This is a genomic window from Streptomyces sp. NPDC030991, from assembly GCF_055571235.1.
This window is the reverse complement of record NZ_JBVIFR010000019.1, coordinates 30,028-53,663: the sequence shown is the minus strand read 5'-3', so window position 1 is coordinate 53,663 and position 23,636 is coordinate 30,028. Positions and strand designations below refer to the sequence as shown.

Sequence of the window (23,636 nt, the reverse complement as noted above, 5' to 3'; positions counted from 1 at the left end):
TGAATCAGTATTCACCATCCTGTGCCCCGCTGTCTGCGCCCCGGCGGGCCCGGCCGCGCCGCGCGCGGGGGCCCGGGCCCTTCGGTTCCCGGCGGGTCCGGGCGATACTGCCGATCATGACTTCGACTGACGCGCCCCGCTTCGGACTTGTCGGCACGGGCCCCTGGGCCCGGCGGACCCACGCCCCCGCGATCGCCGCCCATCCGCGCACCGCTTTCACGGGCGTCTGGGGGCGCCGTCCGGAGGCCGCCGCGGAACTCGCCGCCGAGCACGGCACGACGGCCTACGACGACGTGGACGCGCTGTTCGCGGCGTGCGACGCGGTGGCGTTCGCCGTGCCGCCGGACGTGCAGGCCCCGCTGGCGGCGCGGGCCGCGGCGGCCGGCTGTCATCTGCTGCTCGACAAGCCCGTCGCCACCGAGCCGGCCGCGGCCCGCGCCGTGGTGGAGGCCGCCGACGCGGCGAGCGTCGCCTCGGCCGTCTTCTGCACGCTGCGCTATGCGCCCGCCCCCGCGGCCTGGATCGCCGAACAGGCGTCCACGGGCGGTTGGTTCACGGGCCGCGCCGACTGGTACGGCTCCCTGTACACGCCCGGCGACGACGCCGCGGTGCGGGCCTCGACGCCGTGGCGTGCCGAGCGGGGCGCCCTGTGGGACGTGGGCCCGCACGCCCTGTCGGTCCTGCTGCCGGTCCTCGGCGACGTGGAGGCGGTGACGGCCCGGCGCGGCGCGGGCGACACCGTGCATCTCGTGCTGCGGCACTCGTCGGGGGCCTCCAGCACGGCGGCGCTGAGCCTGACAGCGCCTCGGGGTGCGGGTGGCACGACGGTCGAACTCCGGGGCGAGGCGGGGCTGTTCACGATGCCGGCGGGCGGCGCGGCGCAGGATTCCTTCGGCATCGCCGTGGACACCCTGCTGGAGTCGGCGCGGACGGGCGTGGCGGCACCGTGCGACGCGCGGTTCGGCCTGCGGCTCACCGAGATCCTCGCCGCGGCGGAGCGTTCCCTGGCATCGGAGGGGTCCGCAGCGGATCCCGGCCGGTGAACCAGGGGCGCCCGCGCCGCGGCCCGGGCGGCGAGATCCGCACCCGGGCGCGGTCCGGGGCGCTCGCAGCGCGTCGCGGGTCGCGCGCGCGGGCCCTCTACGCTGGTGACCATGCCGCTCGAGATCAGCGCCACCAACCCCGAGCACCCGGTGCTCCTGCTCGCCCTGCCGTGGCACATTCCGCTGGAGGAGTGGCCGCAGGAGTACCTCGTGCCGTTGCCGCGCGGCATCTCGCGACACGTGGTGCGCTATGCGCGGGCGGGCGACGAGGTCGTCGCCGTGAAGGAACTCGCCGAGCGTCCGGCGCTGCGCGAGTACGAACTGCTGCGCACACTGGACCGGTTGGGGATACCGTCGGTCGATCCGCTGGCCGTCGTCACGGGCCGCGAGCAGCCGGACGGCAGCCCTCTCGAACCGGTGCTGATCACCCGGCACCTGGGCGGGTCCCAGCCCTACCGCTCGATGTTCGAGACGACGATGCGCCCCTCCACCGTGCACCGGCTGATGGACGCGCTGGCGGTGCTGCTGGTCCGGCTCCACCTCGCCGGGTTCGCCTGGGGCGACTGCTCGCTGTCCAACACGTTGTTCCGGCGGGACGCGGGCGCGTACGCCGCGTACCTCGTGGACGCGGAGACGGGCGAGCTGCATCCGACGCTGAGCGACGGGCAGCGCGCGTACGACATCGACCTGGCCCGCGTGAACATCAGCGGCGAGATGCTCGACCTGGAGGCGTCCGGGGCGCTGCACCCCTCCATCGACCCGATCGAGTTCGGCACGGAGATAGAACAGCGCTACACCGGCCTGTGGAGCGAGCTGACCCGCACCTCGGTCTACCCGGCGGGCAAGCACCACTACATGGAGCGCCGGATCCGGCGCCTGAACGACCTGGGCTTCGACGTGGCCGAGATGCAGATCTCCCGTTCGCCGCAGGGTGACACGGTCACGTTCGTGCCGAAGGTCGTCGACGCGGGCCACCACCAGCGTCAGCTCCTGCGTCTGACCGGTATGGACGCGGAGGAGAACCAGGCGCGGCGGCTGCTCGCCGATCTGGAGAGCTGGATGGCGACGCAGGACGACGCGCCGGACGCCCGCCCCGAGGTGCTGGCCCACCGGTGGGTGCGCGATGTGTTCCGGCCGACGGTCCGCGCGGTGCGCGACCGGATTCCGACCCCGGTGGACCCGGCCGAGCTGTACCACGAACTACTGGAACACCGCTGGTACTTGTCCGAGCGCGCCCAGCACGACATCGGGCTCGACGCCGCGGCGGAGGAGTACGTACGCGGCCTGCTGAAGGAGTGACGCCGCCGGGTCAGTGCCCGCCCCGCGGTTTCACGCAGCCGGTGCCCTCGATGTACACGCCGTGCGTCTCCACGTCGACGACGCCCGTGACCCCGCCGACGGAGCCCTCGACGCACACGGGGGCGAGGTCGACGACGTAGGTCACGATGGAGCCGACGCCGTCCGTGGTCACCTTGCCGGGCGCGTACCCGAGCCCGGTCAGCGCGGACGCGACCTGTTCCGGTGTCACGCCGTCCTGTCCGGCGAGGCGCGCGAGGGCGCCCTTGACCCGTTCCTCCTGGCGCAGGGCCGTGCACAGGGTGGCGCCCTTGAGCTCCAGGGTGCTCTGGAAGGCGTGGTTCTCGCGGTACTTCGCGTTGGCGTCACCGGCCGCGTCGGGTTGCTCCGGCGGGGCATCGGAAGCGGCGGGCGGCGCACAGTCGGTGGCGGTCGCGGACGGGGCGGGGGGTTCGGCGCGGGCCGCGGAGGGGGCGGGTCGTCCGGCTCCGGCCGCGTCGCTCGCGTTCTGCGCACCGCATCCGGCGAGCAACAGGCCCCCGGCGAGGACCGTTCCCGCCACCGCGGCGCGTCTTCGTGTCGTCATGGGCCCGAGTATGCCCGGGCGGCCGCGCAGGACCGGGCGCGGCCGATGCCGTGGCCGCTACGTAATGGCGAGTGACGGCACCGACCGCAGCCAGTGACCCTCGGTCCACCGCTCGCGGACAAGTGCGGGACGTGCGTCGTGCAACGCATTTTCCGGCCACATCGAACGAATTTGGTGGCCCGGTCCCGCCCTCTCTTCCTCGAACAGCCCGAAGGCTCGTGAGTTACCCGGCGCCGGGTTGTTTCGGCCATTTTCGAGCGGCCTGGCACAGGTGCCCCATCACTGTGTCTACATGCCCACAGATGATGAAACCGGCAGGTGGGTAACCCCGCACCAGACATCATGACGGACCGCCTGATCGTTTTCTTCGGGCAATGTTTATTACCAAAGGCGATGGGAGTATTTAGACTGCTCACGCTCAACTCGGCGTGTACGAAGAGGGATTACCCACCATGAACAAGAAGGCGCTCCGCGCCCTGCTCCGTGAACGGCGCGCCCTCGTAGCCCCCGAGTCCCACGGCTTCACCCGGCCCACGGGGCAGGGCCGGCGCGCGCCCGGCCTGTCCCAGCACCAGGTCGACCAGCTGCTGCACCGGACGCTGGGGACGTATCACCGGCTCGAGGCAGGCAACTACCCCAATCCGCCCACCGATCTCCTGCGCGATGTGGCCCTGCTCTTCGGCCTCGACGAGCAGGAATGGGTCTCCTTGTGCCGCTTCGCGCTCCTCCAGGACCCGCCGGGCCCGCTCCACCAGTCCTCGGGCAAGGAGATCCCGGCGTTCTGGCAGGACGCGCTGAACGGCATGAGCGACATGGCGTACGTGACGGACGCCTCCTGGGACCTGATCGCCCACAACGACGCCTTCGCCGCTCTCTTCCCCGGACGTCAGGTGCCGGGCAACACGATGCGGTGGATGCTTCTGGAGCCCCAGGGGCGTGCGTTGCTGGCCGACTGGGACAACGCGTGGGCACCGTGGGTGCTGCCGCAACTGCGCGCCGCCCTCGCCGCACGCCCCGCCGACGAGACACTGCAGCAGATCGAGAAGGAGGTGCTGGCCGACCCCGACACCGCCCGCATCTACGAGACCGGGGCCACGCTCATCCACGCCGACGGGCACGAGCGCCCCATCCGCCACGCGCTGCGCGGGTACGGCTGGGTGTCGATCTGCGCGGCCCAGCCGATGACGGCACCGGGTTCGCGCCTCTTCATCCTGTTGTTCCGTCCCGGTTTCGACCGCCCCCTGCACCAACAGCAGATGTTGCGTGCTCACACCCCCACTCGATGACCCCTCGAACCCCTGGACGGGCCGCACGGACCGTCCAGTAATTTGGGCACCGCCCCCCACGCATCCCCGATCCAGCTCTGTGGGAGTTGCCCATGCCCGCCTACGTCTCGCCACCGCGCTCCGTGCTCGGAGCCCACAAGGTGACCACAGAGGAGATCGCCGACGACATCCGGGCGCACCACAGCGGGCATCCGCGGCTGGGCGCGTTCTTGCGCGTGGTCAACAACTGCGGCGTGCACACGCGCTACTTCAGCCGCCCTCTGCACTCCCACACGGTCGCCGGCACGGCCAATGTGCACGTCCGTACCCGGGCCGCCTTCGATGACGCTCTCGACATGTCCGAACGTGCCGCGATCGCGGCGATCGAGTCCGCCGGTCTCGCTCCTGAGGACATCGGTGCCCTCGTCACGAGCCACGCCACCGGTTACGCGGTGCCGAATCTGGACGTCCATCTGATCCACCGGCTGAACCTGCGTCCCACGACCCGGCGCGTTCCCCTCACCACCCTGGCCTGCGCGGGCGGGGTGCACAGCCTCATCAAGGCGGCGGACCTGGTCGCCGTCCGGCCCCGGGAGCCGGTTCTCGTGGTGGCCGCCGAGGTGCTGTCCACCGCCTACAACCACACCGCCGCCACGACCGAGGCCATGATCTACAAGGCGCTGTTCGCGGACGCCGCGGGCGCCGCCGTGGTCAGCGCCACCCCGCTGACCACGGGGTTCGCCATCGAGGACACGTTCGAGTACACGCTGCCCGGGAGCATGGACCGTTATCGGGGCCGGCTCGACGCCCACGGCATGCACTTCGACTCGACGAAACAGGCGCCCAAGGCACCGGCGGAGACGTTCCCCGCCCTGACCGGATGGATCGGCGCCCGCTCCGTCGAGTTCGCCGCCATCCACCCGGGCAGCCCCAAGATGATCATCGACACGGCCGAGGTCCTCGGACTCGACGCGCACCACGCGCGCCACTCGACGGAGACGCTGAGCGACGAGGGCAACATCGGTGGGGTCAGCGTGCTCCGCGTCCTGGAGCGCCTCCACGGCGCTCCGCCCGCACCGGGGGCCCAGGGCGTCGCCGTGGCGTACGGCCCCGGATTCACCACCACGGCCGTCCACGGGCACTGGCACGCCTGACGCGCCCGTTCCCTGTATGTCCCGCTGAGACATATGTCCCGCCGGGACATATAGGTGTACCCTGAAGGCATGAAGGCGAACGAGGCAGGCACCGTCCGGCCCCCCGAGGACCGTCGACAGGTCAAAGCCCGCCGGACGCGCGAAGCGCTGGCCGAGGCCGCTGTCGAGCTGGTGCTCGAACGGGGGCTGGGGAACGTGACCGTCGAGGCGATCGCCGAGCGCGCGGACGTCACGCGCCGCACCTTCAGCCGGCACTTCACCGGCAAGGAGGACGCGGCGCTCGACTTCACCCGCGCGGACGGCGCCCGCATCAACGCGGCGCTGCGCGCCCGCCCCGAGGACGAACCCCCGCTGCTCGCGTACCGCGGCGCCGTCGCGGACTGGCTCGCCGACCGGGAGGACCCCGGCTGGCACCACCGCCCCGCGACGCGCGCGCTGTACGCCGTCCTGGACAAGGAGCCCGCACTGTTCGCCGCGTACGAACGCATCCGGGTCGACGCCCAGGACGAGTCCGTCCGCATCATCGCCGGCCGGCTCGGCACCGACCCGTCCCGGGACCTGCGTCCCGAGGTCGTCGTCGGCGCCGCCGCCGGTGTGCTGACCGCCGCGCTGCGCGCATGGGCGCGCGGCACGGGCAAGGACGCCGAGGACCTCGCCGCTCTGGTGGCGCGGGCCTACGACGCTCTCATCGGGGAGGCCGCCCGATCGGCGGCGACCTCCGACATCGCAACCAGAGAGTGACACGCACCATGAGCACCACCCGCACCACCGGTCAGGTCGTCGAGAACGCCGTCGAGTTCGCCGGGAAGACCGCCCTGGTCACCGGCGCCGCCTCGGGCATCGGCCTGGCCACCGCCCGCCGCCTGGGCCGCGGCGGCGCGCACGTCGTCATCGCCGACCACAACGAGCAGGGCGCGAAGGAAGCCGCCGAGACCCTGAAGGGTGAGGGGATCACGGCCGCCGCGGTCGCCGTCGACGTGACGCTGCCCGCCTCCGTCGAAGCCGCCGTCCGGTTCGCCGTCGACACCTTCGGCGGGCTCGACCTGGCCGTGAACAACGCCGGGATCGGCGGCGCCGCCGCACCGACCGGCGAGTACGACATCGACGTGTACGACCGGGTCGTACGGACCAACCTCGACGGTGTCTTCTACTCGATGCGCCACGAGCTGCCCGCCATCGAGGCCACCGGCCGGGGCGGCGCGATCGTGAACGTCGCCTCGATCCTCGGCTCGGTCGGCTTCGCGGGCTCCCCCGCCTATGTCGCCGCCAAGCACGGCGTCGTCGGTCTGACCAAGACCGCGGGCGCCGAGTACGCGGCCAAGGGCATCCGCGTCAACGCGGTCGGCCCGGGCTTCATCGAGACCCCGCTGCTCAAGGAGATGGACAAGGCGGCCTACGACGGTCTCCTCGCCCTGCACCCGGCGGGCCGGCTCGGTCACTCCGAGGAGGTCGCGGAGCTGATCGCGTTCCTGCTCTCGGACCGCGCCTCGTTCATCGCCGGCAGCTACCACCTGGTGGACGGCGCCTACACCGCCGTCTGATCCGCCGCCGACGCGGCGAGCGCCCCGCCCCCTCGTGTCACGTCCGTCACGTGACGGCGCTTGTGCCCCGCCCCCAGTCATGGAACCGTCTGCACGGGGCAGGCGGGGGGTTTGGTCCGGCTCAGGAGGGGCGCAGGGGGCGCGATGGAACGGCAGGCAGCGGCGCAGGGCATATCCGACGGCACCGGCACGGCCACGGCGCAGGGGCCGCGCAAGGCACGCGAGTCGTACTTCGACAACGTGAAGTTCCTGACCATCGTGCTGGTGGCGTGCGGACACGCGTGGGAACCGCTGACGTACGGCAGTCGCGCGGTGACGGCGGTGTACCTCACCGTCTACGCGTTCCACATGCCGGCGTTCGCGCTGGTGTCGGGGTATTTCTCCCGCAGCTTCGACATGGCGCCCGGGCGGCTGAAGCGGCTGGTGACCGGCGTCGTCGTGCCCTACGTCGTCTTCGAGGTGGCGTACACGCTGTTCTACCGGTGGGCGCAGGACGACCCCGGGTATCCGATCAGCCTGCTGGACCCCTGGTATCTGATGTGGTTCCTGGCGGCTCTGTTCATCTGGCGGCTCTCGACCCCGCTGTGGTTGCAGATGCGCCATCCCGTGCCGGTGTCGCTCGCGCTGGCGACGGGGGTGTCGATGATGCCGGACGCGGGCGGTGATCTGGCGCTCCAGCGAGTGATCCAGTTCCTGCCCTTCTTCGTGGTGGGGCTGGTGCTGCGGCCCGAGCACTTCGCGCGGCTGCGGACCTGGCGGGTGCGCGGGGCGGCGGGGCCGGTGGCACTGGGCGCGGTGGTGGCCGCGTACTGGGCGGCGCCGTGGTTCGACGCCGGCTGGTTCTATCACCGCGGGAGCGTGGAGGGGCGCGGGGTGTCCGCGTGGGCGGGGGTGCTGGCCACGCCCGCCCTGTTCGTGCTCGCGCTGGTGCTCACGGCCTGCTTCCTGGCGTGGGTGCCGGGGCGCAGGCTCTGGTTCACGGCGCTGGGCACCGGGACCGTCTACGCGTATCTGCTGCACGGTTTCGTCATCAAGTCCTCGCGCTTCTGGGACTGGTACGACCACCCCTGGGTGCACTCCCCCGCGGGCGCGCTCGCGGTGACGGCGACGGCGGTCACCGGTATCACCCTGCTCTGCACGAACCCGGTGCGGCGCGTCTTCCGGTATGTCGTCGAGCCCCGCATGGACTGGGCGTTCCGGCGCGCCGAGCCGAAGCCGGGGCCCGAGCGGGCGGCCGAGCGCGAGAAGGTCACCTCCGGCGGCGGGTGAGCGCCTGCGCCGAGGTGAGCAGGCAGTGCATCCGCTCGGTGAGCGCCGTCAGGTCGTCGGCGGGGCTGTGGAACGGGATGCGGACGTCGGCCTGGCCGCGGGCCCGCTCCAGGCGCAGCGTCAGGCCGTGCCGGTCGACGGCGAGCGGCTGGACCCGAACGACGCCGTGCAGGCTGTCGGGGGTGATGAGGCGGGTGAGCTGCTCGATCGCCTCGGGGTGGGCGTCGGCGAGATGGGTCAGCAGGCGGGGCTCGGCGACGGCCAGCGGGTCGGGCGCGGCGGCGGCGAGTTCACCGAGGTCGATGCCGATCCGCTCGGTACGGGTCTGGAGCACGGCGCGCCGGGGGCGCAGCACCATCTCGCCGTCGCCGCGGCCGTCCGGGCTCCGGGCGCCGTCGGGCACGAGTTCGCCGGAGAGCCACAGCCGGGCGCGGACCCGGTCGCGTACGGGCACCGGTGCCGCGTCGGCGAACTCCAGGAGTGCGGTGGGGCGGCCGTGCGGTGAGCAGAGGACGGCTGCGGCCAGCACGCTGTCCGGCGGCGGCGTGATCCGCACGGTGCCGTCGTCGGCGACGTGGTGGGCGCCGACGAGGTCGTCCTGTCCCACGTCGGTGGTGACGCCGCAGGTCCACGCGGCGGCGAGCACGGAGCGTGCGCGGGTCGCCGTGGTGGGCACGGCGGTAGCGATCTGGCGGACACCCATCCTGAACCTCCATTAGGTAAGCCTTGCCTAACTTAGCGGAGATCGTCGGTGGGGGTCCACCCCACGAACGGGGGGTGAATATGCCGTCCGCCCACGCACCGGGTCCGGGGACGGCATCATGCCGCCATGGACGGACTTGCGCTTCTGCGGGAGCTCTTCACGCCCGACGAGTACGAGGCGGTGTGCGGGCACGCCGATCACCTGGGCGTGACGGTCACCGAGTACGTTCGCCGCACGGCAGCCGAACGGGCGCTGGGGCGGCGGCACTTGACGGAGGCCATCGAGGCCCAGGCGCCGCATCTCGGGAAGTCGCCGATACCGCAGGTCGACCGGGTGCGCTGCGGGGGCGGCGCGTCGCCCCCTGCCCTTGAGCGGTTCCTGGACACGCTGGCCCATCCCCCCGAGACAAGTTGACATGCCGTCACCCCGCGTGTTCCGGCGCCGACGGGGCATCCGGAGTCCATGACATCGGTGACGGCACAGACCGGTAAGGCGGACCGACCACGTTCGGGACGCTGGTGGCGAGTGCTGGCGCGGGCGGCGATCGCGCTCGTCGCGTTCCTCGCCCTCGTCGCCTTCTCCGCCGTACTGGCACGTCTCACGCTCACCCCGTCCCCGGCCTCCGACAAGATCGCCGGGTCCAATCTGCGGCCGGGCGCCTCGCTGCAGCAGTACGCGCAGTCGTACACGTTCGCGGCCGCGTGCAAGCAGATCGGCGGCAACCTGCTGCTCGGGGCGCCGTTCGGGCTGTTGCTGCCGGTGCTGGTGGCACGGCGGATGCGCATGATGCGGGTGCTGCTGGTGACCGCGATCGTCATGGTGCTGGTGGAGCTGGCGCAGGGCGCGCTCGTGCAGGGCCGCGCGTTCGACGTGGACGACGTCATTCTCAACACGGCGGGCGCGCTGATCGCGTACCTCCTGGTCGGCCGGCGCATCGGGCACGGGTTCCACGCGCTGGCGGGGCCGTCGGAGCGGAGCCGCTTGCCGATCACGCTTCGTGGGAATGGTGCCCGTGACCAAGACAGGACCCCTGTAGGAGACAACGAGAGGGAGTGATCGTCATGCGTGCGCTCAGGACCGCCGAACGGCGCGCCGCACGCGTGGAGTACCTGATGCCGCAGGGCACGGGAGCCGCCCGCTGGGCGCGCCGCCTGACCCGGTCGTTCCTGGCGGGACGCACCGACGAGGCGGCGACGGACGCCGAGTTGGTGGTGTCGGAACTCGTCACGAACGCCACCCGTGCGTCCGGTCATGGCTGCCGGATGAGTCTGCGCCTGGACGCGGGCGAACTGATCGTGGAGGTACGCGACGACGGGCCGGGACTCCCCCGGCTCAAGGCCCCGTCATCGACCGCCGAGTCGGGCCGCGGCATCGCCCTGGTCCACGCGCTCGCCCAGCGGTGGAGCGTCCGGCCGGACCGGCGCGGCGGCAAGACGGTACGCGCGGTCTTCGCCGCGGCCTGACACATACGGCCGACGCCTTCGGCCGGGCGGCAGCGCTCGGCTGCCGCCCGGCCGAAGGCGCGGGGCGCTCAGTGGCCGCGCTTGATCCACTCGTCGAGCTGCGGCGCCTCCGCCCCGATCGTGGTGCTGTCGCCGTGCCCGGTGCGGACCACGGTCTCGGGCGGCAGGGTCAGCAGCCGCTCGCGGATCGACTCGACGATGGTCGGGAAGTCGCTGAACGTCCGCCCGGTCGCGCCGGGACCACCCTGGAACAGGGTGTCGCCGGTGAAGACGGTGCCGAGCGCGGGCGCGTACAGACTGACCGCTCCGTGGCAGTGCCCCGGCGTGTGCAGCACGGTCAACTCCACGCCCGCGACGGTCAGTTGTTGACCGTCCGTGAGTTCACCGTCGGGCGCGCGGTCCGGGTGCGTCCGCTTCCACAGCTCCGTGTCGGCGGGGTGCAGCAGGACCGGCGCGCCCGTGCGGGCGGCGAGTTCGGGCGCGGCGTCGATGTGGTCGTCGTGGGCGTGGGTGCACACGATCGCGACGAGCCGCCGGCCTCCCACGGCCGCGGCGATGGCGTCGGCGTCGTGCGCGGCGTCGATGACGACGACCTCGGAGTCGTCGCCCACGAGCCATACGTTGTTGTCGACGTCCCACACCCCACCGTCGAGGGAGAACGTGCCGGAGGTGACGAGGTGCTCGACCCGCGCGGCAGGCGTGGCGGCCATCAGAACATCACCACCGAGCGCAGCACGTCACCGTGGTGCATCCGCTCGAACGCCTTCTCCACGTCCTCGAGCCCGATGGTCTCGGTGACGAACGCGTCGAGGTCCAGGCGCCCCTGCAGATACAGGTCGATGAGCATCGGGAAGTCGCGGGAGGGCAGGCAGTCGCCGTACCAGGACGACTTGAGCGCGCCGCCGCGTCCGAACACGTCGAGCAGCGGCAGATCGAGCCGCATCTCCGGCGTCGGCACCCCGACGAGGACCACCGTGCCGGCCAGATCCCGTGCGTAGAAGGCCTGTTCGTAGGTCTCGGGGCGGCCGACCGCCTCGATGACCACGTCCGCGCCGAAGCCGCCCGTCAGCTGGCGCACGGCCTCGACCGCGTCGGTGGAGCGGGAGTTGACGGTGTGGGTGGCACCGAGCGAGCGGGCCGTCTCCAGCTTCTTGTCGTCGATGTCGACGGCGATGATCTTCGCGGCGCCGGCCAGACGGGCCCCGACCACCGACGCGTTCCCGACGCCGCCGCACCCGATGACGGCCACCGAGTCGCCCCGGCCGACCCCGCCGGTGTTGATGGCGGCGCCGAGCCCGGCCATCACGCCGCAGCCGAGCAGTCCGGCGGCGGCGGGCGACGCGGACGGGTCGACCTTGGTGCACTGCCCCGCGGCGACCAGCGTCTTCTCGGCGAACGCGCCGATGCCGAGCGCCGCGCTCAGCTCGGTGCCGTCGGACAGGGTCATCTTCTGCTTCGCGTTGTGGGTGCTGAAGCAGTACTCGGGGCGGCCCCGGCGGCAGGCGCGGCACTGGCCGCACACCGCACGCCAGTTGAGGATCACGAAGTCGCCCGGGGCGACCTCGTGCACCCCCGCGCCCACGGACTCCACGACACCCGCCGCCTCGTGTCCGAGCAGGAACGGGAACTCGTCGTTGATCCCGCCCTCCCGGTAGTGCAGATCGGTGTGACAGACCCCACACGCCTGGATCCTCACGACGGCTTCGCCCGGCCCGGGGTCCGGCACCGTGATCGTCGCGATCTCCACCGGTGCGCCCTTGGCTCGCGCGATCACGCCCTGCACCTGCTGTGCCATGACGGTCGGCCCTCTTTCTCTCGGCGTCGTCTGTCTACGCTGTATTGTCCGCCCATCGTCGCGCATGCCCGAGGTGCGGAACAGCACCGGTGCCCAGGTCGGAGGTCGCGAACCCTAGGCTCCGGGGATGTCCGGTCCAACGGTGGCGGCGTCCGCCCTCCTGCCCGTCAACGGCGTCCTCGCGGTCGCGCTCGTCGCACTGTTGCTGGTGGCCGTCGCCGCGGCGGCGGTGTTCCGGCTCGCGCCGGACGCCTCGTGGCGGCGGGCCGGGGAGATCGCGGTGGCGGGTGTCCGCGCGGCGGTCCAGCTCGGCGCGGTCTCGCTGGTGCTCGGCTGGGTGGTCCACCACGGCGCAGCGGCCTTCGGGTTCGTGCTGCTGATGTTCTGTGTGGCGGCGCGTACGGCCGGCCGCCGCATCACACCCGGCCGCGGCTGGATGTGGGCGGCGCTGCCGATCGCGGCGCCGGTGGTCCCGGTCGTCGGCGCACTCCTCGCCTCGGGCCTGCTGCCGCCGGCCGGCATCACGCTGATCCCCGTTGCCGGCATCCTCATCGGCGGCGCGCTCACCGCGACGGTCCTCGCGGGCCGGCGCGCCCTGGACGAACTCGCCGCACGCCACGGCGAGGTGGAGGCCGGCCTGGCCCTCGGCCTCCTCCCCCGCGAGGCCCGGCTGGAGATCGCGCGCCCCGCCGCGTCCGACGCCCTGCTCCCCGGGCTCGACCAGACCCGCACGGTGGGCCTGGTCACCCTGCCGGGCGCGTTCGTCGGAATGCTCCTGGGCGGCGCCTCCCCGGTACTGGCCGGCGCGGTCCAGCTCTTCGTCCTCGTAGCTCTCATGGCTGTCCAGACGATCGCGGTGGCGGCGACGGTCGACCTGGTGGCCAGGGGCCGTCTGCACCGCCGTCCCGCCGACCGTCGCGCGTAGTTGTCGTTCCCGGCGTCAGACCGTCCCGTACGCGTGGGCGGGCGCGCCGCGCCACTCGATGTGCGGTGAGTCCCCGAGCACGATGTCCTCCGCGCTCTCCAGCCCCGCGCGGCGCAGGAACTCGATGACATCCGCGTCGGAGTGGGCGATCCCGAGGGGCACGGCCCCGACCGTGACGCTGCGGCCACCGCCCGGGGAGGGGCGGTGCACGACTACCGCGGGGCGCATGAGCCCGACCGGGAGCCGGCGTCGTACGCCCGCGCGCCAGGCCGCCCGGTCCGTTCCTGCCGTGTGCGTACGAGGTCGTCGGTGTTGGTGTGCCACATGTCCGTGATTAGATCGCATGTTCGAATTCGCATGCAAGCGGGACCGCGCCCCGGGCGGCTGCCCGAAACCGCCGACGAGCCTCGTCACGGTGAGCAATACTTCGATGACACAAGGTGGCCGCTTCCCGTACAGCAGCTCACCGCGAGGGGGTTGCCCAGTGGAACCGTCCGAAGCACCCGTCGCCCTGGACCGCGACGTCTTCATGCGCAGTCTGATCCGTGAACTCTCGCGCGTTCTGGAGGACGTGGTCGGCCTGGAGGAGGCGGCGGGCTACGTCAGCCTCGTCAGCCAGACCATCGGCGGCGACATCAACCGCCAGTACACCAAGGCACTCTCGGTCGACCGGCTCGACCGCGGGCAGGTCGCCAAGGTCATGGTCGATCTCAAGAAGCGGCTCGGCGGCGCCTTCTTCGTCATCGAGGAGAACGAACAGCGCATCGTCCTTCGCAACCATGTCTGCCCGTTCGGCGAGAAGGTCGTGGGACGCCCCTCGATGTGCATGATGACGTCGAACGTCTTCGGGACCATCGCCGCGGAGAACCTCGGCTACGCGCGCGTGGAGCTGGCCGAGACCATCGCCCGCTGGGACGTGGGCTGTCGCGTCATCATCCATCTCCGCCCGTCGTCGGAGACGGACCACGACTCCGGGCGTGAGTACTACGGCGACCCTCTGTGATCCGCGACGAAGCGCTCGGCCTCTTCACCCAGATCACCGGGCTGCTCGTGGAGCCGGTGCTGCTCGTCGACGCCGACGCCCGGGTCCTGGCCGCGAACCCGGCGGCCGTCCGGCTGCTGCCGGGGGTCAGGGAGAGCCCGCCGCTGAGCACCCTCGTCTCGGAGACCGCCGACGACGTCACCCGGTTCGTCCGGCAGTGGCTGCGCACCAGCCACCCGACGCCCGCCGGTCTCACACTGCGCGGCTTCGACGGCGCACGGGTCCGCTCCCGCTGCTTCGGCGCCCGGGCCCGCTGGGTGCCGACGCCTGCCGTCCACGTGCGCGCCGTGCGCATCGACCCCGGTGACCGCTTCCTCACCCTACGGGAGCGCGTCAACGCCCTCGAACGCGAACGCACCCTCCGCTTCCGCGCGACCGAGGACCGCACGGCGCTCACCACGTCCCTGGTCTCGGTCCACGACAGGCTGGATCATCTGCACGCGCTCGTCGTGTCGACCACCGCGGCCGTCACCGCCGCCGACGTCGTCCGAGCGGTCGCCCGGCACGCGGCCCCGGCCCTCGGCTGTGCGCGGGCCGACCTGTACCTCACCCCCGCGGCCCGCTCCCCCGCCCGGTTCCACCTCCCCGTCCCCCCGGGCGCCACCCTCGCCCTCACGGCGGCCGGCCTGCCACCGGCGGCGCACCTGGAGTCGGTGACGGCACTGGTCAGCGGCGCGCTCAAGAACGTGGCCGGATAGCGGCCGGTCCTCCCGGGGCGACACCGCCTCAGGCGACGTCGGCGGTGCGGCGCAGGACCAGCGTCACGAAGCCGAAGGTGTCCCGGTAGCCGCGCAGCCATTCCGTACGGCGGATGGCGGCCGTCTCCAGCGCGTGGGCGCTGTCGGGGTCGGCGGGGTGGTCCAGGGCCCAGGCGGCGAGCGAACCCCAGCAGGACCATTCGTAGGCGTCCAGCTCGCTCCGGCTGCTGACGTGACCGTCGACGGGGGTCCACCCCTCGGCGACGACGCGGTCGACGGTGGTCGCCAGGTCGGCGAAGTCGCCGAGCATCCCGACGGCCTCCGGGGACGGGGTGCGCTCCCAGAAGCCGTCGCCGATCAGGACCCGGCCGCCCGGCGCCAGGTGGGCGCGGGCGGCGGCCAGCGTCGGGAGCAGACCACCGAAGACATGCGCGGCCCCGACGCTCAGCACGAGATCGAACGGCTGCTCCGGGGCGAACTCCTCGGCCCGCTGATGATGGAGGACGAGGCGCTCGTGCACGCCGAGTCCGGCCGCCGCCCGTCGGGCCTCGGCCAGGTCGCCCTCGGAGATGTCCACACCCTCGGCGTGCAGACGCGGCCGGGGGGCGAGGGCGCGCAGGAGCCACTCCGCGCCGCCGCACCCGAGGTCCAGGACGCGTTCGTCGCCGCGCGGGAGCCCGCGTTCGAGCAGCCGGTGGACCGAGGCGTCGTCCATCGGCGCCTTGATGGGGTGCTCGGCGTGCGCGATTCTGGAGATCTGTTCACGGTTCACGGGCGCAGCATGGCAACAGCGGTGGGCCCGCGCACCTTGTTTTCGCCCGGCGCCCGACGGTTCGTGCGGCGCGGCATATGAGCATGTCGGCATGGCCGAGGGCCGCATCGTCTTCCTCAACGGGACGTCCGGTTCGGGCAGATCGAGCATGCGATGAACTGGCCCGCCGGAAAGCGGTGTGCGGCGACCGCCCCCCGGGCCTCGCCGCCCACCGGTAGGGGCTTCGGGCGCGCTCCCCCGGGTGACCGTACGGGTGCGCCCCATGGGTGCGCGTTGCACCATGGCTGCATGCTCTTTGCCCGGCTGGCTCAGGTGTCGCAGGAGGTCGCCGCCGTCTCGGCGCGGTCCCGGAAGATCGAACTGCTCGCGGAGCTGTTCCGGGACGCGGAGCCGGACGACGTGCCGATCGTCATTCCGTATCTCGCGGGCCGGCTGCCGCAGGGGCGGCTCGGTATCGGGTGGCGGGTGCTGGGCGAGCGGGTGGCGCCGGCGGCCGTGCCGGGGCTGAGCGTGCGGGACGTGGACGCGGCGCTGACCACGCTCGGTGAGGTGTCCGGTGCCGGGTCGCAGGCCGAACGGCGGCGCCTGGTGGGCGAGTTGATGGGGGCCGCGACGGAGGACGAGCAGCGGTTCCTGTTCGGCCTTGTGACCGGCGAGGTACGGCAGGGCGCCCTGGACGCGGTCGCGCTGGAAGGGCTGGCCCGGGCGACCGGGGCGGCGCCGGGCGACGTACGGCGTGCGGTGATGCTGGCGGGCGGGCTCCAGCCGGTCGCGCGGGCGCTGCTGGCCGGCGGCCCCGACGCGCTCGCGGAGTTCCGGCTGACCGTGCGCAACCCCGTGCTGCCGATGCTGGCGCACTCGGCGGGCTCGGTCGGCGAGGCCCTGGACAAGCTGGGCGCGTGTGCCGTGGAGGAGAAGCTCGACGGCATCCGCATCCAGGTGCACCGGGACGGCGATGACGTCCGGATCTTCACGCGCACGCTCGACGACATCACCGACCGGCTGCCGGAAGTGACGGCGGCGGTAAGGGAGTTGCGGGGCGAGCGGCTCATTCTGGACGGCGAGGTCATCGCCCTGGACGCCGCCGGGCGGCCGCGCGCGTTCCAGGAGGTGGCCGGCCGGGTCGGGTCACGGGTGGACGTGGCGCGGGCCGCGGCGGCGGTGCCCGTCTCGCCGGTCTTCTTCGACGTGCTGTACGTCGACGGGGCCGATCTGCTGGACCTGCCGTTCGCCCGGCGGCACGAGCGGCTGTGCGCACTCGTGCCGGAACCGATGCGGGTGCGGCGCACGGTCGTCGAGGACAGCTCGGAGGCGCGGCAGCGGGCGGCGGCGCAGGGCTTCTTCGACGCGACGCTGGAGCGCGGGCACGAGGGTGTCGTCCTCAAGGGGCTCGAAGCCCCGTACAGCGCGGGGCGCAGGGGCGCGTCCTGGCTGAAGGTGAAGCCGGTGCACACGCTCGACCTGGTGGTGCTCGGCGCGGAGTGGGGGCACGGGCGGCGTACTGGGAAGCTCTCCAATCTGCATCTGGGCGCGCGGCGCGAGGACGGTTCGTTCGCGATGCTCGGCAAGACGTTCAAGGGGCTCACCGACGCGCTGCTGGCCTGGCAGACGGAGCGGCTGCGGGAGCTGGCCGTCGAGGACGACGGGCACGTCGTGACGGTCCGGCCCGAACTGGTCGTGGAGATCGCCTACGACGGACTGCAGCGGTCGACGCGCTATCCGGCGGGCGTGACGCTGCGGTTCGCGCGCGTGGTGCGGTACCGGGAGGACAAGACGGCAGAGCAGGCGGACACGGTGGAGACGGTGCTGGCCGCGCATCCGACCCTCGACAGCTGACGATTTCTTTGCCAAAACATGGTCCGTATAAGGTGACAGTCGCATCGAAAGATGCATTCGCCACGTAACGGCCGCCGGGACCGCAGCCCGGACACGCACGGACAAGGGGAGAGACGTGCCCGCCTCACGCCTGAGCAGGACACCATTGCCGGGGATCGGATTCCGCTACGACCTCACCACGCGAGAACAGCGGCAACTGTCGGTCGTCGCCCACCGGGACGGCGGCCGCACGCTCAGCGCGTACCAGGCCGACGACCCGGACGCCTGCGCCCTGTCGCTGAAGCTGACCTCGGGCGAGGCCGCGTACCTCATCGACGCGCTGATGCCCTCGCACCACAGCCCGAACCTGCTGCACACCACCGATCTGGGGCTGGTCGCCGAGCGCATCGAGATCCCGGGCGTCTCCCACTGGAACGGCCGGGTCCTCGGGGAGACGCACCTGCGCACCGAGACGGGGGCGTCGATCGTCGCGGTGCTGCGCCGGGCGGAGGCGATCCCGTCACCGACGCCGGACTTCCGGCTCGCGGGCGGCGACACGGTCATCGTGATCGGCACCCGCGAGGGCGTCGAGGCGGCGGCCGCGATCCTGGGGCGGGAGTGATCGGATGCACTCCGCTGTCTTTCTCATCGAGTTCGGGGCGATCATCCTGGCACTCGGCCTGCTGGGCCGGCTGGCCGGACGGATGCGGTTCTCGCCGATCCCGCTCTATCTCCTCGCGGGACTCGCGTTCGGCGAGGGCGGGCTGCTGCCGCTCGGCGCGAGCGAGGAGTTCGTCGCGATCGGCGCCGAGATAGGTGTGATCCTGCTGCTGCTGATGCTCGGCCTGGAGTACACGGCGAGCGACCTGGTCAGCAATCTCAAGACGCAGTACCCGGCGGGCCTCGTCGACATGACGTGCAACGCGCTGCCGGGCGCCGCCGCCGCGCTGCTGATGGGTTGGGGCCCGGTGGCGGCCGTCGTGCTCGCCGGTGTCACCTGGATCTCGTCGTCGGGTGTGATCGCCAAGGTGCTCGGGGACCTCGGGCGGCTCGGCAACCGTGAGACACCGGTCATCCTGAGCATCCTGGTCCTGGAGGACCTGGCGATGGCGGTGTACCTGCCCATCATCACCGCGCTGCTCGCCGGCGTCGGCTGGGCCGCGGGCGGGCTCACCCTGGCGATCGCGCTGGGCGCCGCCGGGCTCGTGCTCTTCGTGGCGGTGCGCTACGGGCGCCACATCTCCCGGTTCGTGTCGAGCGACGACCCGGAGAAGCTGCTCCTCGTCGTGCTGGGTCTGACGATCCTGGTCGCCGGGCTCGCCCAGCAGCTCCAGGTGTCCGCCGCCGTCGGCGCGTTCCTCGTCGGCATCGCGCTCTCCGGCGAGGTCGCCGAGGGCGCGCACACGCTGCTCTCACCGCTGCGGGACCTGTTCGCCGCGGTGTTCTTCGTCTTCTTCGGACTGCACACCGACCCGGCGAGCATCCCGCCGGTGCTGCTGCCCGCGCTGCTGCTCGCCGTGGTGACGGCCTGCACGAAGATCTTCACCGGTCACTGGGCGGCACGCCGCGCCGGTATCTCGGTGAAGGGCCGCTGGCGGGCAGGTGGCGCGCTGGTCGCCCGCGGGGAGTTCTCCATCGTCATCGCGGGGCTCGCGGTGACGTCCGGCATCGAGCCGCGACTCGGTCCGCTGGCGACCGCGTACGTGCTGATCCTGGTGATCGTGGGGCCGCTCACCGCCCGCTACACCCAGCCGCTGGCCCAGCGGCTGTTCACCCGGCGCGCCGCCGAGCCGGTCCAGACGACGGCCGCGGTGCCCGGGCCGCGCGCGGCGGAAGACCCCGCTCCGGCGGACTCGGCCCCGGTGGACGAACAGATCGGCTGAGCGGCGCGGACCGGGGCGACGACGGCGGCCGCCGGGGGAACGGCGCCGTTCTCTCCCCGGTCGCCGACCCGGGGCAGGGCGCTTAGCGTGGTGGACGAGGTTGATCAGGGAGTGCACCCGGGGTGTCTGGAGGCCACCATGGATCGCTCGTCCGACTCCGCCGCGGCATCGTCCGATCCCGGCATACCGTCCGCTCCGCCCGACGGCGGATCGGCGGCGTACACGGGCGGTGGGAAGCACGAGCACCGCTGGCTGATCCTCGCCGTCATCGGCATCGCTCAGCTGATGGTCGTCCTCGACGCGACGATCGTGAACATCGCGCTGCCGTCCGCGCAGCAGGATCTCGGCTTCAGCGACGGCAACCGGCAGTGGATCGTCACCGCGTACGCGCTCGCCTTCGGCAGCCTGCTGCTGCTCGGCGGCCGCATCGCCGACCTGGTGGGCCGCAAGACCGTGTTCATCGCCGGTCTGATCGGCTTCGCGGCCGCTTCCGCGCTCGGCGGCGCGGCGACGAGTTTCGGGATGCTGGTGTTCGCGCGGGCGCTGCAAGGTGTCTTCGGCGCGCTGCTCGCACCCGCCGCGCTGTCGCTACTGACGACGACGTTCACGAACCCGCGCGAGCGTGCGAAGGCGTTCGGCATCTACGGCGCCATCGCGGGCGCGGGCGGCGCGGTCGGCCTGCTGCTGGGCGGTGTGCTGACCGAGTACCTGGACTGGCGCTGGTGCCTGTACGTGAACCTGCTGTTCGCGGTGGTCGCGATCGTCGGCGGGATGCGGCTGCTGCACGGCGGCCGGCCCACGGACCGGCCGAAGCTCGACGTGCCCGGCACGGTGCTGGTCTCGGTCGGCCTGTTCTGCATCGTCTACGGGTTCTCGAACGCCGAGTCGCACGCCTGGGGCGATGTGCTGACCTGGGGCTTCCTCGTCATCGGTGCGGCGCTGCTGGTCGCGTTCGTCTGGTGGGAGATGCGGGCACCGCATCCGCTGCTGCCGCTGCGCGTGGTCCTGGACCGGGACCGCGGGGCGTCGTACCTCGCCATGTTCATCTCCGGCGCGGGCATGTTCGGTGTGTTCCTGTTCCTGACGTACTACCTGCAGCAGATCCTCGCGTACTCGCCGGTGATCACCGGTGTGGCGTTCCTGCCGATGGTGGCCTGCATGGTCTTCTCCTCCGTCGTCACGACGAACTACCTGGTCCCCAAGCTGGGGCCGAAACCGATCGTGCCGCTCGGCATGGCGCTCGCGGCCGGCGGCATGGGCTGGCTGACCGCCCTCGATCTGCACAGCACCTACGCGGCGCATGTGCTGCCGCCGTTGCTCATCGCCGGTCTCGGGCTCGGACTGATCTTCGCTACGGCGATGAACCTGGCCACGGCGGGCGTCGCCGCGCACGACGCGGGCGTCGCCTCCGCGATGGTCAACACCAGCCAGCAGGTGGGCGGTTCGATCGGTACGGCGCTGCTCAACTCGCTCGCGACCTCCGCCGCGACGAACTACCTCGTCGGGAAGAAGCCCTCGCCGCTGGTGAAGGCGCAGGCGTCGATGGAGAGCTACTCGACGGCGTTCTGGTGGTCGGCGCTCTTCTTCGTCGTCGGCTTCGTGGTGACGCTGGTGCTGTACCGGCCGGGCGTGCCGAAGTCGGCGCTGACCGAGGACTCGTCCGCGCCCGTGTGACGCGGTTCGGGGCGACCGTTCACGGGGCATACCCCTTCTGCAAAGTCCGCCCGTCCGGCCGTGCGCCGGGCGGGCGACTGTGCCTGCGCGGGGCGAACGGGTGAGGGGCAAGGGGGACAGCCATGCGTGGCGTGCCGTACGAGGCGTACCAGGTGGACAGCGAACGGCTCGCGACGGCGTTCGTGGAAGTGGCGGACGCTGCCGCGCGCGGCCCCACCCAGGCTCTGGGCGCCCTCGTCCGGAGCTGTACCTCGCTGCTGGGCGTGGGCTCGGCGGCGGCCGTCCTCAAGCCGCCGACGGGGCGGGTGGAGATGGCGGCGTCGGACGACCGCGGCCTACGCCTCGAGCGGGCCTCGCTCTCCTGGGGCGAGGGCCCCGGTGCGGACTGCCGTACCTCGGCGCAGCCCATCCGCGGTGTGCCGCTCGCTCATCCCTATGCCCGCGCCAACTGGCCGTCGTACACGGCGATGGCGCGCTCGCTGGGTTTCGCCTGCGTGGTGGCGGTGCCGCTGCGGAGCCAGGACCGGGCGGTGGGCTCGCTCAGCCTGCTGTCCGAGCGGACCGGCCCGCCCGGAGCGCTGCAACTGCGCCTGGGCCAGCATCTGGCGGACGCCGTGGCTCTCGGCATCGTGCCCCGCGGCCGCTGCTGAACCCGCTCCTGCCATGGAGCCGCCCGGCGGGGTCGGCGAACTTCCCTCCGCCGGGTACTCGCGCTCGTCCGGTGTCCGCACCGAGACTGGTCCCATGACTGACGGGACGAAGCGCACCAGACGCAGCGCGGGCCTGCTCCTCTTCCGCCGCACCCCCACCGGGCCCGAGGTGCTGCTCGGTCACATGGGCGGCCCGTTCTGGGCGCGCAAGGATGCCGGGGCGTGGAGCGTCCCGAAGGGTGAGTACGAGGCCGACGAGGCGCCCTGGGACGCGGCGCGGCGCGAGTTCCGCGAGGAGCTGGGCCTGCCCGCGCCCGAGGGGACGCCGCTGCCGCTCGGCGAGACGGTGCAGTCCGGCGGGAAGCACGTCACGGTGTGGGCGGTGGAGGCCGACCTGGACCCGGCGGACATGGTGCCGGGCACCTTCACGATGGAGTGGCCGCGCGGCTCGGGGCGCATCGCCGAGTTCCCCGAGCTGGACCGGGTGGCGTGGTTCGGCCTGGACGCGGCGCGGGTGGCGCTCGTCAAGGCGCAGACCGTGTTCCTGGACCGGCTCGCCGGGCAGGTCTGACGGCGGCCTGGCCGGGTACGCGGAGGAGCCCCCCGCGTTGCGCGGCCCCGCGCCGCGCGGGAAGGTCGAAGGAACCGCGCACAGGAGGTCGCCCCATGCCCATCGCGACGGTCAACCCCGCGAACGGCGAGACACTCAAGACGTACGACGCCCTCTCCCCCGAGGACATCGAGCAGAAGCTGGCCCAGGCGGCCCGCACGTTCGACACGTACCGCACGACATCGCTCTTCGACCGGGCGAGGCTGCTCCAGCAGGCCGCCGACCTGCTGGACGCGGACACCCCGGACATCGCGCGTGTCATGTCGACGGAGATGGGCAAGCCGATCGCGGCGGCCCGCGCCGAGGCGGCGAAGTGCGCGAAGGCGATGCGCTGGTACGCGGAGAACGCGCAGCACCTGCTGGCCGACGAGCATCCCGCCGAGGCGGATGTGAAGGACTCCGGCGCGGCGCGGGCGGTCGTGCGCTACCGGCCGCTCGGTGTGGTGCTCGCGGTGATGCCGTGGAACTTCCCGCTGTGGCAGGTCGTCCGGTTCGCGGCGCCCGCCCTGATGGCCGGGAACGTGGGTCTGCTCAAGCACGCGTCGAACGTCCCGCAGACCGCGCTCTACCTGGAGGACCTGTTCCGCCGGGCCGGGTTCCCCGAGGGCTGCTTCCAGACGCTCCTCGTCGGCTCCGACGCCATCGAGGACATCCTGCGCGACGAGCGGGTGGCGGCGGCGACCCTCACCGGCAGCGAGCCCGCAGGCCGGTCCGTCGCCTCGATCGCCGGTGACGAGGTGAAGAAGACGGTCCTGGAGCTGGGCGGCAGCGACCCGTACGTGGTCATGCCGTCGGCGGACGTCGCCAAGGCCGCGAAGACCGCGGTGACGGCCCGCGTGCAGAACAACGGCCAGTCGTGCATCGCGGCGAAGCGGTTCATCGTGCACGAGGACGTCTTCACGGAGTTCAGGGACGCCTTCGTGGAGGGCATGCGGGCGCTGCGCGTGGGCGATCCGCTCGACGAGTCGACGGACGTCGGCCCGCTCGCCAGCGAGCAGGGCAGGAAGGACCTGGAGGAGCTGGTCGACGAGGCCGTCGAGTCCGGGGCCACCATGCTCTGCGGCGGACAGCGGCCGAAGGACTTCGCGGACCACGGCTGGTTCTACGAGCCGACGGTCCTGGCGGACATCACCCCGCAGATGCGGATCCACAAGGAGGAGACGTTCGGGCCGGTCGCCACGGTGTACCGGGTCGCGAACCTGGACGAGGCGATCGAGGTCGCCAACGACACGCCGTTCGGGCTGAGTTCCAACCTGTGGACCGGTGACGAGGAGGAGATCGAGCGGTTCGCCCGCGACAGCCAGGCGGGCGGGGTCTTCGTGAACGGGATGACGGCCTCGCACCCGGCGCTGCCCTTCGGCGGCGCGAAGCGGTCCGGGTACGGGCGTGAGCTCGCGGGCCACGGGATCAAGGAGTTCTGCAACATCACCACGCTGTGGGTCGCGGCCTGAG

At 72.4% G+C, this 23,636-nt stretch carries 26 protein-coding genes; 20 read left to right on the top strand and 6 right to left on the bottom strand.

The features are described 5' to 3' along the window. Nucleotides 1–116: 116 nt before the first annotated feature. Complete coding sequence (locus ACZ45E_RS29855) at nucleotides 117–1,043, top strand: Gfo/Idh/MocA family protein (protein WP_468226423.1); 927 nt, start codon at nucleotides 117–119, stop codon at nucleotides 1,041–1,043. A gap of 111 nt (nucleotides 1,044–1,154) precedes the next feature. Beyond that, nucleotides 1,155–2,342: a DUF4032 domain-containing protein gene (locus ACZ45E_RS29850; protein WP_468226421.1), complete on the top strand. Its 1,188-nt coding sequence runs from the start codon at nucleotides 1,155–1,157 to the stop codon at nucleotides 2,340–2,342. A gap of 10 nt (nucleotides 2,343–2,352) precedes the next feature. Here the strand turns inward: ACZ45E_RS29850 and ACZ45E_RS29845 are convergent, their stop codons facing one another. Then, nucleotides 2,353–2,925 (bottom strand): hypothetical protein, encoded by a 573-nt coding sequence (locus tag ACZ45E_RS29845; RefSeq protein ID WP_468226418.1) that lies wholly within the window; start codon nucleotides 2,923–2,925, stop codon nucleotides 2,353–2,355. Nucleotides 2,926–3,377: 452 nt separating this feature from the next. On the opposite strand from ACZ45E_RS29845, the gene ACZ45E_RS29840 reads away from it, so the two are divergent. The 5 genes from ACZ45E_RS29840 to ACZ45E_RS29820 all read left to right on the top strand — a co-directional run bounded on the left by ACZ45E_RS29840 (nucleotide 3,378) and on the right by ACZ45E_RS29820 (nucleotide 8,154). Beyond that, on the top strand, nucleotides 3,378–4,211 hold the full coding sequence (locus ACZ45E_RS29840; RefSeq protein ID WP_468226415.1) for a helix-turn-helix domain-containing protein: 834 nt from the start codon (nucleotides 3,378–3,380) through the stop codon (nucleotides 4,209–4,211). 92 nt (nucleotides 4,212–4,303) lie between these two features. Next, nucleotides 4,304–5,344 carry a PhlD gene (locus ACZ45E_RS29835; protein ID WP_468226413.1) on the top strand — a complete coding sequence of 347 codons (1,041 nt, stop codon included), beginning with the start codon at nucleotides 4,304–4,306 and terminating at the stop codon, nucleotides 5,342–5,344. 69 nt (nucleotides 5,345–5,413) lie between these two features. Further along, complete coding sequence (locus tag ACZ45E_RS29830; protein WP_468226410.1) at nucleotides 5,414–6,085, top strand: TetR/AcrR family transcriptional regulator; 672 nt, start codon at nucleotides 5,414–5,416, stop codon at nucleotides 6,083–6,085. Between the two features lie 8 nt (nucleotides 6,086–6,093). Then, nucleotides 6,094–6,885: an SDR family NAD(P)-dependent oxidoreductase gene (locus ACZ45E_RS29825; protein ID WP_468226407.1), complete on the top strand. Its 792-nt coding sequence runs from the start codon at nucleotides 6,094–6,096 to the stop codon at nucleotides 6,883–6,885. A 144-nt stretch (nucleotides 6,886–7,029) separates the two neighbouring features. After that, a complete protein-coding gene (locus tag ACZ45E_RS29820) occupies nucleotides 7,030–8,154 on the top strand; it encodes an acyltransferase family protein (RefSeq protein WP_468226405.1) in 1,125 nt (374 codons plus the stop codon). On the opposite strand, the gene ACZ45E_RS29815 is transcribed toward ACZ45E_RS29820, so the two are convergent. Further along, nucleotides 8,135–8,857, bottom strand: a complete 723-nt coding sequence (locus tag ACZ45E_RS29815; RefSeq protein ID WP_468226402.1) for a DUF2470 domain-containing protein — start codon at nucleotides 8,855–8,857, stop codon at nucleotides 8,135–8,137. The genes ACZ45E_RS29820 and ACZ45E_RS29815 overlap by 20 nt on opposite strands. A gap of 126 nt (nucleotides 8,858–8,983) precedes the next feature. Here ACZ45E_RS29815 and ACZ45E_RS29810 point away from each other — a divergent pair, with 126 nt between their 5' ends. From ACZ45E_RS29810 to ACZ45E_RS29800, 3 genes are all read left to right on the top strand, one after another. Next, a complete protein-coding gene (locus ACZ45E_RS29810; protein WP_468226399.1) occupies nucleotides 8,984–9,271 on the top strand; it encodes a hypothetical protein in 288 nt (95 codons plus the stop codon). 111 nt (nucleotides 9,272–9,382) lie between these two features. Continuing rightward, nucleotides 9,383–9,913 (top strand): VanZ family protein, encoded by a 531-nt coding sequence (locus ACZ45E_RS29805; protein WP_468226397.1) that lies wholly within the window; start codon nucleotides 9,383–9,385, stop codon nucleotides 9,911–9,913. Between the two features lie 5 nt (nucleotides 9,914–9,918). Further along, nucleotides 9,919–10,320, top strand: a complete 402-nt coding sequence (locus ACZ45E_RS29800; RefSeq protein WP_468226394.1) for an ATP-binding protein — start codon at nucleotides 9,919–9,921, stop codon at nucleotides 10,318–10,320. Nucleotides 10,321–10,388: 68 nt separating this feature from the next. On the opposite strand, the gene ACZ45E_RS29795 is transcribed toward ACZ45E_RS29800, so the two are convergent. Continuing rightward, on the bottom strand, nucleotides 10,389–11,030 hold the full coding sequence (locus tag ACZ45E_RS29795; protein ID WP_468226392.1) for an MBL fold metallo-hydrolase: 642 nt from the start codon (nucleotides 11,028–11,030) through the stop codon (nucleotides 10,389–10,391). Beyond that, the gene (locus ACZ45E_RS29790) at nucleotides 11,030–12,115 is read right to left on the bottom strand and encodes an S-(hydroxymethyl)mycothiol dehydrogenase (RefSeq protein WP_468226390.1); all 1,086 of its coding nucleotides are present in this window, start codon (nucleotides 12,113–12,115) and stop codon (nucleotides 11,030–11,032) included. Before ACZ45E_RS29790 ends, ACZ45E_RS29795 begins: the two co-directional genes overlap by 1 nt. Nucleotides 12,116–12,242: 127 nt before the next feature. Here ACZ45E_RS29790 and ACZ45E_RS29785 point away from each other — a divergent pair, with 127 nt between their 5' ends. Then, the gene (locus ACZ45E_RS29785; RefSeq protein ID WP_468226387.1) at nucleotides 12,243–13,040 is read left to right on the top strand and encodes an ABC transporter permease; all 798 of its coding nucleotides are present in this window, start codon (nucleotides 12,243–12,245) and stop codon (nucleotides 13,038–13,040) included. 15 nt (nucleotides 13,041–13,055) lie between these two features. Here ACZ45E_RS29785 and ACZ45E_RS29780 read toward each other — a convergent pair whose 3' ends face one another. Continuing rightward, nucleotides 13,056–13,268 (bottom strand): hypothetical protein, encoded by a 213-nt coding sequence (locus ACZ45E_RS29780; protein ID WP_468226385.1) that lies wholly within the window; start codon nucleotides 13,266–13,268, stop codon nucleotides 13,056–13,058. A gap of 256 nt (nucleotides 13,269–13,524) precedes the next feature. Between ACZ45E_RS29780 and ACZ45E_RS29775 the strand changes: the two genes are divergently transcribed. Both ACZ45E_RS29775 and ACZ45E_RS29770 read left to right on the top strand, forming a co-directional pair. Further along, nucleotides 13,525–14,043 (top strand): methanogen output domain 1-containing protein, encoded by a 519-nt coding sequence (locus tag ACZ45E_RS29775; protein WP_468226382.1) that lies wholly within the window; start codon nucleotides 13,525–13,527, stop codon nucleotides 14,041–14,043. Further along, nucleotides 14,040–14,780 (top strand): hypothetical protein, encoded by a 741-nt coding sequence (locus tag ACZ45E_RS29770; RefSeq protein ID WP_468226379.1) that lies wholly within the window; start codon nucleotides 14,040–14,042, stop codon nucleotides 14,778–14,780. The genes ACZ45E_RS29775 and ACZ45E_RS29770 overlap by 4 nt, the downstream gene beginning before the upstream one ends. A 28-nt stretch (nucleotides 14,781–14,808) precedes the next feature. Here ACZ45E_RS29770 and ACZ45E_RS29765 read toward each other — a convergent pair whose 3' ends face one another. Continuing rightward, complete coding sequence (locus ACZ45E_RS29765) at nucleotides 14,809–15,552, bottom strand: SAM-dependent methyltransferase (protein WP_468226377.1); 744 nt, start codon at nucleotides 15,550–15,552, stop codon at nucleotides 14,809–14,811. Between the two features lie 288 nt (nucleotides 15,553–15,840). On the opposite strand from ACZ45E_RS29765, the gene ACZ45E_RS29760 reads away from it, so the two are divergent. The 7 genes from ACZ45E_RS29760 (at nucleotide 15,841) to ACZ45E_RS29730 (ending at nucleotide 23,635) form a co-directional block, all read left to right on the top strand. Then, the gene (locus tag ACZ45E_RS29760; protein ID WP_468226375.1) at nucleotides 15,841–17,388 is read left to right on the top strand and encodes an ATP-dependent DNA ligase; all 1,548 of its coding nucleotides are present in this window, start codon (nucleotides 15,841–15,843) and stop codon (nucleotides 17,386–17,388) included. Nucleotides 17,389–17,503: 115 nt separating this feature from the next. After that, nucleotides 17,504–17,989, top strand: a complete 486-nt coding sequence (locus ACZ45E_RS29755) for a cation:proton antiporter regulatory subunit (protein WP_468226372.1) — start codon at nucleotides 17,504–17,506, stop codon at nucleotides 17,987–17,989. Between the two features lie 4 nt (nucleotides 17,990–17,993). Then, on the top strand, nucleotides 17,994–19,250 hold the full coding sequence (locus ACZ45E_RS29750; protein WP_468226369.1) for a cation:proton antiporter: 1,257 nt from the start codon (nucleotides 17,994–17,996) through the stop codon (nucleotides 19,248–19,250). Nucleotides 19,251–19,388: 138 nt separating this feature from the next. Next, nucleotides 19,389–20,924 (top strand): MFS transporter, encoded by a 1,536-nt coding sequence (locus tag ACZ45E_RS29745; protein WP_468226366.1) that lies wholly within the window; start codon nucleotides 19,389–19,391, stop codon nucleotides 20,922–20,924. A 122-nt stretch (nucleotides 20,925–21,046) separates the two neighbouring features. After that, entirely contained in the window at nucleotides 21,047–21,574 is a 528-nt protein-coding gene (locus ACZ45E_RS29740; protein WP_468226364.1) for a GAF domain-containing protein, read from the top strand. Nucleotides 21,575–21,668: 94 nt separating this feature from the next. Then, entirely contained in the window at nucleotides 21,669–22,145 is a 477-nt protein-coding gene (locus ACZ45E_RS29735; protein ID WP_468226361.1) for an NUDIX hydrolase, read from the top strand. A 95-nt stretch (nucleotides 22,146–22,240) separates the two neighbouring features. Beyond that, nucleotides 22,241–23,635 carry an NADP-dependent succinic semialdehyde dehydrogenase gene (locus ACZ45E_RS29730; RefSeq protein WP_468226359.1) on the top strand — a complete coding sequence of 465 codons (1,395 nt, stop codon included), beginning with the start codon at nucleotides 22,241–22,243 and terminating at the stop codon, nucleotides 23,633–23,635. The last annotated feature ends 1 nt before the right edge of the window (nucleotide 23,636 follow it).

Bases quoted from the DNA above. Each gene is read 5' to 3' on its own strand.
- ACZ45E_RS29855 (WP_468226423.1), top strand. From the start codon at position 117: ATGACTTCGACTGACGCGCCCCGCTTCGGACTTGTCGGCACGGGCCCC.
- ACZ45E_RS29850 (WP_468226421.1), top strand. From the start codon at position 1,155: ATGCCGCTCGAGATCAGCGCCACCAACCCCGAGCACCCGGTGCTCCTG.
- ACZ45E_RS29845 (WP_468226418.1), bottom strand. From the start codon at position 2,925: ATGACGACACGAAGACGCGCCGCGGTGGCGGGAACGGTCCTCGCCGGG.
- ACZ45E_RS29840 (WP_468226415.1), top strand. From the start codon at position 3,378: ATGAACAAGAAGGCGCTCCGCGCCCTGCTCCGTGAACGGCGCGCCCTC.
- ACZ45E_RS29835 (WP_468226413.1), top strand. From the start codon at position 4,304: ATGCCCGCCTACGTCTCGCCACCGCGCTCCGTGCTCGGAGCCCACAAG.
- ACZ45E_RS29830 (WP_468226410.1), top strand. From the start codon at position 5,414: ATGAAGGCGAACGAGGCAGGCACCGTCCGGCCCCCCGAGGACCGTCGA.
- ACZ45E_RS29825 (WP_468226407.1), top strand. From the start codon at position 6,094: ATGAGCACCACCCGCACCACCGGTCAGGTCGTCGAGAACGCCGTCGAG.
- ACZ45E_RS29820 (WP_468226405.1), top strand. From the start codon at position 7,030: ATGGAACGGCAGGCAGCGGCGCAGGGCATATCCGACGGCACCGGCACG.
- ACZ45E_RS29815 (WP_468226402.1), bottom strand. From the start codon at position 8,857: ATGGGTGTCCGCCAGATCGCTACCGCCGTGCCCACCACGGCGACCCGC.
- ACZ45E_RS29810 (WP_468226399.1), top strand. From the start codon at position 8,984: ATGGACGGACTTGCGCTTCTGCGGGAGCTCTTCACGCCCGACGAGTAC.
- ACZ45E_RS29800 (WP_468226394.1), top strand. From the start codon at position 9,919: ATGCGTGCGCTCAGGACCGCCGAACGGCGCGCCGCACGCGTGGAGTAC.
- ACZ45E_RS29795 (WP_468226392.1), bottom strand. From the start codon at position 11,030: ATGGCCGCCACGCCTGCCGCGCGGGTCGAGCACCTCGTCACCTCCGGC.
- ACZ45E_RS29790 (WP_468226390.1), bottom strand. From the start codon at position 12,115: ATGGCACAGCAGGTGCAGGGCGTGATCGCGCGAGCCAAGGGCGCACCG.
- ACZ45E_RS29785 (WP_468226387.1), top strand. From the start codon at position 12,243: ATGTCCGGTCCAACGGTGGCGGCGTCCGCCCTCCTGCCCGTCAACGGC.
- ACZ45E_RS29780 (WP_468226385.1), bottom strand. From the start codon at position 13,268: ATGCGCCCCGCGGTAGTCGTGCACCGCCCCTCCCCGGGCGGTGGCCGC.
- ACZ45E_RS29760 (WP_468226375.1), top strand. From the start codon at position 15,841: ATGCTCTTTGCCCGGCTGGCTCAGGTGTCGCAGGAGGTCGCCGCCGTC.
- ACZ45E_RS29750 (WP_468226369.1), top strand. From the start codon at position 17,994: ATGCACTCCGCTGTCTTTCTCATCGAGTTCGGGGCGATCATCCTGGCA.
- ACZ45E_RS29745 (WP_468226366.1), top strand. From the start codon at position 19,389: ATGGATCGCTCGTCCGACTCCGCCGCGGCATCGTCCGATCCCGGCATA.
- ACZ45E_RS29740 (WP_468226364.1), top strand. From the start codon at position 21,047: ATGCGTGGCGTGCCGTACGAGGCGTACCAGGTGGACAGCGAACGGCTC.
- ACZ45E_RS29735 (WP_468226361.1), top strand. From the start codon at position 21,669: ATGACTGACGGGACGAAGCGCACCAGACGCAGCGCGGGCCTGCTCCTC.
- ACZ45E_RS29730 (WP_468226359.1), top strand. From the start codon at position 22,241: ATGCCCATCGCGACGGTCAACCCCGCGAACGGCGAGACACTCAAGACG.